Origin of the sequence: Mycobacterium sp., from assembly GCF_039583805.1 — a bacterium.
Lineage (GTDB): Bacteria > Actinomycetota > Actinomycetes > Mycobacteriales > Mycobacteriaceae > Mycobacterium.
Genome location: NZ_JAVKSH010000003.1, coordinates 9,436 through 16,045, shown reverse-complemented (window position 1 = coordinate 16,045; position 6,610 = coordinate 9,436). Strand labels below are relative to the sequence as shown.

The following is a 6,610-nucleotide window of genomic DNA, read 5'->3' as shown; positions in this document are numbered from 1 at the left end:
GGCTTCGCCGCGCTTGCGATCGCCCGCGGGACACTCGGCACCCACCTGCTGTCGCGCGGTCGCGGCGAGCGCAACACTGCGACGCAGCAGCCGGGCGGCGTCCGCTGCGCCGATGCCGCGGGCGGCGAAGCCCTCGAACGACGCCTGGTAACTCGCCGTGGTGGCGATCGTCGCCCCGGCGCGGAAGAAGTCGCGGTGCACCGCGATGATCTCCTGCGGCGCATCCACCAGCAGCCGGGCCGACCACAATGCGCCGGACCGCCCCCCGGACAGGTCGTGCCCCCGGGCCTGGAGTTCGGTGGCCAGGCCGCCATCGCCGATCAACACGGTATCGTCGGGAATGGCGAAGCCCACCGGTCCACTGTAGGGTCGCCGCGCGGGCGTTCCTCTCGGTCGCGTAACGGCCGCGACACGCCAGGGACACAGCGTCGCGTTACGGCAAGCCGGAAGCGCCTTCAGGCTATATGTTCTTGGGACAGGCAGGCAGGCACGAATATCACCGGCGCGATTCGGCCCCAACGGTCGCGTGGCGCCGGAACAAGCGGGTAGCGTCGGAACTCACCCGGAATACACGACCCGAACGGCGAACGGGAAGGAGGGCCTGAAGCACCATGGCGCGCATCGGAGACGGCGGTGACCTCCTGAAGTGCTCCTTCTGCGGGAAGAGCCAAAAGCAGGTCAAGAAGCTCATCGCGGGCCCCGGTGTATACATCTGCGACGAGTGCATCGACCTGTGCAACGAGATCATCGAAGAGGAACTCGTCGAATCCGACGACGTCAAGCTTGACGAACTGCCCAAACCCGCCGAGATCCGGAAGTTCCTGGAGGGCTACGTCATCGGCCAGGACAACGCGAAGCGGACCCTGGCTGTCGCGGTGTACAACCACTACAAGCGGATCCAGGCCGGGGAGAAGAATAGGGATTCGCGCGCCGAGCCCGTCGAGCTGACGAAATCCAACATCTTGATGCTGGGGCCCACCGGGTGCGGCAAGACCTACCTGGCCCAGACGCTGGCCAAGATGCTCAACGTGCCGTTCGCCATCGCCGACGCCACCGCGCTCACCGAGGCGGGTTACGTCGGTGAAGACGTCGAGAACATCCTGCTCAAGCTCATCCAGGCCGCCGACTACGACGTCAAACGCGCCGAGACGGGCATCATCTACATCGACGAGGTCGACAAGATCGCGCGCAAGAGCGAGAACCCGTCGATCACCCGCGACGTCTCCGGGGAGGGCGTCCAGCAGGCGCTGCTGAAGATTCTGGAGGGCACCCAGGCTTCGGTGCCTCCGCAGGGCGGCCGCAAACACCCGCACCAGGAGTTCATCCAGATCGACACCACCAACGTGCTGTTCATCGTGGCCGGTGCGTTCGCCGGGCTGGAGAAGATCGTCTCCGACCGGGTCGGGAAACGTGGCTTGGGTTTCGGAGCCGAGGTCCGCTCCAAGGCGGAGATCGACACCACCGACCACTTCGTCGAGGTGATGCCCGAGGACCTGATCAAGTACGGACTGATCCCGGAGTTCATCGGCCGGCTGCCGGTGGTCGCCTCGGTGACCAACCTGGACATGGACTCCCTGGTCAAAATTCTGTCTGAGCCCAAGAACGCCTTGGTCAAGCAGTACACCCGGCTGTTCGAGATGGACGGCGTCGAGCTGGAGTTCTCGCAGGATTCGCTCGAGGCCATCGCCGAGCAGGCCATTCACCGCGGCACCGGAGCCCGCGGCCTGCGCGCGATCATGGAAGAAGTGCTGCTGCCGGTCATGTATGACATCCCCAGCCGCGACGACGTTGCCAAGGTCGTCGTCACCAAGGAGACCGTGCAGGACAACGTGCTGCCGACGATCGTGCCGCGTAAGGCGTCGCGCGCGGAGCGCCGCGACAAGACTGCGTAGTCCCCGGCGGTGGCAGCAGTCCGCGGCAGCGTTGTGCCCGCTGACCCCAGAACCGCCGGGCCGCTGTCGAGGCGAACAGCGCACGCGCTAGACTTGCTGAACTTCACGCTGGCCGATGTCCATGCCGGCTTGGGCCCCTACCTCTCGATATACCTTCTGCTGACGCACCACTGGGACCAAGCCTCCATTGGGTTCGTCATGGCGGCCGGCGGCCTGGCCAGGATCGTCGTACAGACGCCGATCGGTGCCCTGATCGACCGCACGACGGCGAAGCGGGCACTCATCGTCGCCGGTGCGCTGGCTGTTACCGCCGCGGCTTTCGCGGTCCCGCTGTTCCCGGGGTTTTTTGCGATTGCGCTGCTGCAGGTGGTGACCGGGATCGCCGGTTCGGTGTTTGCTCCGGTGCTGGCAGCGATCACGTTGGGGGTGGTCGGGCCGCGGTGGTTTTCCCGGCGGATCGGGCGCAACCAAGCGTTCAACCACGCCGGTAACGGGTTGGCCGCCGCCGCCACCGGAGGACTCGCGTACCTCTTCGGCCCGGTGGTGGTGTTCTGGGTGCTGGCCGCCATGGCGGCGGTCAGCGTGGCGGCAGCACTGCGGATCCCCCGCAACGCCATCGACCACGACGTCGCCCGCGGGATGGACCATGCCCCCGGCGAGCCGCACCCCCGGGCGTCGCGATTCGCGGCGCTGTTGCACAACCGGCGGTTGATGGTTTTCGCCGGGGTGGCCGTTGTGCTTCATGTGGCCAACGCCGGCATGCTGCCGATGGTCGGACAGGTGCTGGCGTTGCACAACAAGCACCTCGGGACGACGCTGATGGCTGTCTGCATCGTCGCCGCGCAGGTCGTCATGGTGCCGGTGGCCTACCTGGCCGGGACCAAGGCCGACAGCTGGGGGCGCAAACCGATCTTCCTGTTCGGGTTCGCGGTGCTGACCGCCCGCGGTTTCCTCTACACCCTGTCGGACAACCCCTACTGGCTGGTCGGCGTGCAGCTGCTCGAAGGGGTGGGGACGGGCATCTTCGGGGCACTGTTTCCGCTGGTCGTTCAGGACGTCACCCACGGCACCGGCCGCTACAACGTCAGCCTGGGGGCCGTCGCCACCGCGACCGCCGTCGGCGCCGCGCTGTCGCACGTCGTCGCCGGCTGGGTCGTGGTCACCGCCGGCTACACCGCGGCATTCATGTCACTGGGTTGCCTTGCGGCCGCCGGTTTCGCGCTGTACCTGTTCGCGATGCCGGAGACGGCCCCAGCGGTACGTCCCGACACGCGCGTGCCGTGGTGAACCTCGGCCGTCAGCCCAAGTGACGAACACCACACTTGCCCCGTGCGGGCGTCGGCGCCGCAGCGTTGACCTCGGTTTTTGGCCGGATTACTGGTGTGCGTCCGGGTGCGTCGGCGGCAACGAATCCTTAATAGCAGTGCAATAATCGGTACCGCCAGTGCCATGAAACTTGGCCGAGGGTCCACTCCGAAGGGTTACCGCCAGCGGCCACCAGGGTGCCCCTGGGGTGAACAGCGACGGAAGGCGGGGACGTGGGTCCGAGCGACAACGGAGCCAGGTCAGAATCTCACGCAGCAGGCACGCCGGCTCCCGCGCGGCAGAAGTTGGAGCAGGTCGTCATCCGGTTCGCCGGCGACTCCGGCGACGGCATGCAGCTCACCGGGGATCGCTTCACCTCGGAGGCGGCGCTGTTCGGCAACGACCTGGCCACCCAGCCCAACTACCCGGCAGAGATCCGCGCGCCGGCCGGCACACTGCCGGGCGTCTCGTCGTTTCAGATCCAGATCGCCGACTACGACATCCTCACCGCCGGCGACCGCCCCGACGTGCTGGTCGCGATGAATCCGGCCGCGCTGAAGGCGAACATCATCGACCTGCCCCGCGGCGGTCTGGTGATCGCCAACTCCGACGAGTTCACCACGCGCAACCTGGCCAAAGTCGGCTACCAGGCCAACCCGCTGGAATCGGGCGAGCTCTCCGACTACGTCGTGCAGCCGGTCGCGATGACCACGCTGACGCTGGGGGCGGTGGAGGCGGTCGGCGCGTCGAAGAAGGACGGTCAGCGCGCCAAGAACATGTTCGCGCTGGGTCTGGTGTCGTGGATGTACGGCCGGCCGATCGAAACCAGCGAGCGGTTCATCCGGGAGAAGTTTGCCCGTAAACCCGACATCGCCGAGGCCAACGTGCTCGCGCTGAAGGCGGGCTGGAACTACGGCGAGACCACCGAGGCCTTCGCCACCAGCTACGACGTGTCCGCGGCGACGCTGCCCGCGGGCGAATATCGGCAGATCTCCGGCAACACCGCGCTGGCCTACGGCATCGTCACCGCCGGTCATCTCGCCGGCATCCCGGTGGTGCTGGGCAGCTACCCGATCACCCCCGCCTCGGACATCTTGCACGAGCTGTCCAAGCACAAGAAGTTCAATGTCATCACCTTCCAGGCCGAAGACGAGATCGGCGGCATCTGCGCCGCGCTGGGCGCTTCCTACGGCGGGGCGCTGGGTGTCACCAGCACTTCGGGCCCGGGCTTGTCGCTGAAGTCCGAGGCGCTCGGCCTCGGGGTGATGACCGAGTTGCCGTTGCTGGTCATCGACGTACAGCGGGGCGGACCGTCCACGGGTCTGCCCACCAAAACCGAGCAGGCCGACCTGCTGCAGGCGCTGTACGGCCGCAACGGCGAGTCGCCGGTCGCGGTGCTGGCGCCACGGTCGCCGTCGGACTGCTTCGAGACCGTCATCGAGGCCGCGCGCATCGCGCTGACCTACAACACACCGGTGGTCGTGCTCTCCGACGGCTCGATCGCCAACGGTTCGGAGCCGTGGCGGGTCCCGGACGTCGGTGCGATGGAGCCCATCACGCCCACCCACGCGAAGGCGGGGCAACCATTCCAGCCGTACGCCCGCGACCCGCAGACCCTCGCCCGCCAGCTCGGCGTTCCGGGCACACCCGGCCTGGAACACCGCATCGGTGGCCTGGAGGCCGCCAACGGGTCCGGGGAAATCTCCTACGAGCCGGCCAACCACGACCTGATGGTGCGGTTGCGCCGGGCCAAAATCGACGGGATCCGGGTACCGGACCTGCAGGTCGACGACCCGACCGGTGACGCCGAGCTGCTGCTGGTCGGGTGGGGCAGCACCTACGGTCCCATCGGCGAGGCGTGTCGGCGTGCCCGCCGCAAGGGCGCCAAGGTCGCGCATGCCCATCTGCGTCACCTCAACCCGTTTCCGGCCAACCTGGGTGACGTGTTGCGCCACTACCCGAAGGTGGTGGCGCCGGAGATGAACCTGGGCCAGCTGGCGCTGCTGCTGCGGGGCAAGTACCTGGTAGACGTTCAATCGGTGACCAAGGTTGCGGGTGTCTCATTCCTGGCCGACGAGGTGGGGCGCGTTATCCGCGCCGCGCTGGGCGGGACACTGGCCGACATCGAGCAGGACAAAACCATGGCCGCCGAGTTCGCAGTGGCCGTTGTTGGAGTAGGAATTGATGTATGACCGCGGCGGCGACGATGCGGCGCGAAGCCACGAGAAGGAGCAGCGCTCATGACTGACGCGATCGGCGATCTGGCCGGCGCAGAACTCGGTGTGACGAGCGTGCTGTCCAAGCACAGCGGGGTGCCCACCACCGACCAGCCGCAGAAGGCCAAGGACTTCGCCAGCGACCAGGAGGTGCGCTGGTGCCCCGGTTGCGGCGACTACGTCATCCTCAACACCATGCGCAACTTTCTGCCCGAGCTGGGGTTGCGCCGTGAGAACATCGTCTTCGTCAGCGGCATCGGCTGCTCCAGCCGTTTTCCCTATTACCTGCAGACCTACGGTCTGCACTCGATCCACGGCCGCGCACCGGCCATCGCGACCGGCTTGGCGCTGGCTCGCGAGGATTTGTCGGTGTGGGTTGTCACCGGTGACGGCGACGCGTTGTCGATCGGCGGCAACCATCTGATCCACGCGCTGCGCCGCAACGTGAACCTGACGATCCTGCTCTTCAACAACCGGATCTACGGCCTGACCAAAGGCCAGTACTCGCCCACCTCCGAGGTCGGCAAGGTCACCAAGTCCACGCCCATGGGGTCACTGGACCACCCGTTCAACCCGGTGTCGCTGGCCCTGGGTGCGGAGGCCAGCTTCGTCGGGCGGGCACTGGACTCCGACCGCGCGGGCCTGTCGGAGGTGTTGCGGGCCGCCGCCGCGCATCGCGGGTCGGCTCTGGTCGAGATACTGCAGGACTGCCCGATCTTCAACGACGGCTCGTTCGACGCGCTGCGCAAGGAGGGCGCCGAGGATCGGGTGATCAACGTCCGCCACGGTGAGCCGGTCATCTTCGGAGCCAACGGCGAATACTGCGTGGTGCGTTCGGGTTTCGGCCTTGAGGTGGCCAAGAGTGCTGACGTCGACGCCGAGGAGGTCGTCGTCCACGACGCGCACGCCGCCGACTCCGCGTACGCGTTCGCACTGTCCCGGCTGTCCGACCAAAACCTCGAGCACACCGTGATGGGCGTCTTCCGGCAGGTCAGCCGTCCCACCTACGACGACGAGGCGCGGGCGCAGGTTCGATTCGCCCGGGAGTCCACGCCGTTCGACGGTGCGGCGCTGCAAGCGTTGGTGCGCGGACGCGACACCTGGACCGTGGACTGAGCCAGGACCGTGGACTGAGCCAGGACCGTGGACTGACGTGGTGTCGGCGCCGGCTGGGCCGCCTCTGGCGGGAGTGGTGCT

Annotated in this window: 5 protein-coding genes; 4 read left to right on the top strand and 1 reads right to left on the bottom strand. The window is 67.4% G+C overall.

What is annotated here, in order from left to right; all coding sequences use genetic code 11:
- The coding region (locus ABDW21_RS00570; RefSeq protein WP_343709937.1) for a homocysteine S-methyltransferase family protein at window positions 1-342 on the bottom strand (342 nt) is incomplete at its 3' end.
- A gap of 269 nt (window positions 343-611) precedes the next feature.
- On the opposite strand from ABDW21_RS00570, the gene clpX reads away from it, so the two are divergent.
- From clpX to ABDW21_RS00550, 4 genes are all read left to right on the top strand, one after another.
- Window positions 612-1,892 carry an ATP-dependent Clp protease ATP-binding subunit ClpX gene (clpX, locus tag ABDW21_RS00565; protein WP_343600999.1) on the top strand — a complete coding sequence of 427 codons (1,281 nt, stop codon included), beginning with the start codon at window positions 612-614 and terminating at the stop codon, window positions 1,890-1,892.
- Window positions 1,893-1,955: 63 nt separating this feature from the next.
- Complete coding sequence (locus ABDW21_RS00560) at window positions 1,956-3,179, top strand: MFS transporter (RefSeq protein WP_343601009.1); 1,224 nt, start codon at window positions 1,956-1,958, stop codon at window positions 3,177-3,179.
- A 251-nt stretch (window positions 3,180-3,430) separates the two neighbouring features.
- Window positions 3,431-5,389 (top strand): 2-oxoacid:acceptor oxidoreductase subunit alpha, encoded by a 1,959-nt coding sequence (locus ABDW21_RS00555; RefSeq protein WP_343600998.1) that lies wholly within the window; start codon window positions 3,431-3,433, stop codon window positions 5,387-5,389.
- Between the two features lie 48 nt (window positions 5,390-5,437).
- Window positions 5,438-6,529 (top strand): 2-oxoacid:ferredoxin oxidoreductase subunit beta, encoded by a 1,092-nt coding sequence (locus ABDW21_RS00550; protein WP_343600997.1) that lies wholly within the window; start codon window positions 5,438-5,440, stop codon window positions 6,527-6,529.
- Window positions 6,530-6,610 lie beyond the last annotated feature (81 nt).